Origin of the sequence: Gilvimarinus gilvus (assembly GCF_030518155.1) — a bacterium.
Taxonomy (GTDB): domain Bacteria; phylum Pseudomonadota; class Gammaproteobacteria; order Pseudomonadales; family Cellvibrionaceae; genus Gilvimarinus; species Gilvimarinus gilvus.
The window spans coordinates 1-353 of sequence record NZ_JAULRU010000265.1; the positions used below are offsets into that span (position 1 = coordinate 1).

The following is a 353-nucleotide window of genomic DNA, read 5'->3' on the forward strand; positions in this document are numbered from 1 at the left end:
ATGTCAAGTCAAGAAAAAAATTATTTAAATCAGCTAGAAGACGAAGCAATCTACATTTTGAGAGAAACAGCTGCTCAATTTGAGCGTCCAGCATTGTTATTTTCAGGAGGAAAAGATTCGATTGTTTTGATTCATTTAGCTTTGAAAGCCTTTCGTCCAGGGAAATTTCCTTTTCCTTTGGTGCATGTAGATACAGGACACAATTTTCCTGAAGCGATAAAATTTAGAGATTATTTGGTCGATAAAATTGGCGAAAAATTGATTGTTGCCTCTGTAGAAGATGCTATAAAAAAGTATAATCTGAAAGAAACTGCTGGTCGTTTTCCTTCTCGTAATGCCTTGCAAACGTATGC

The 353-nt window shown here is 35.4% G+C and carries 1 protein-coding gene; it reads left to right on the top strand.

From position 1 onward, the window contains the following. Positions 1-353 (top strand): phosphoadenosine phosphosulfate reductase domain-containing protein (locus QWI17_RS04720; RefSeq protein ID WP_302721365.1); only part of this gene is annotated, 353 nt, incomplete at both ends.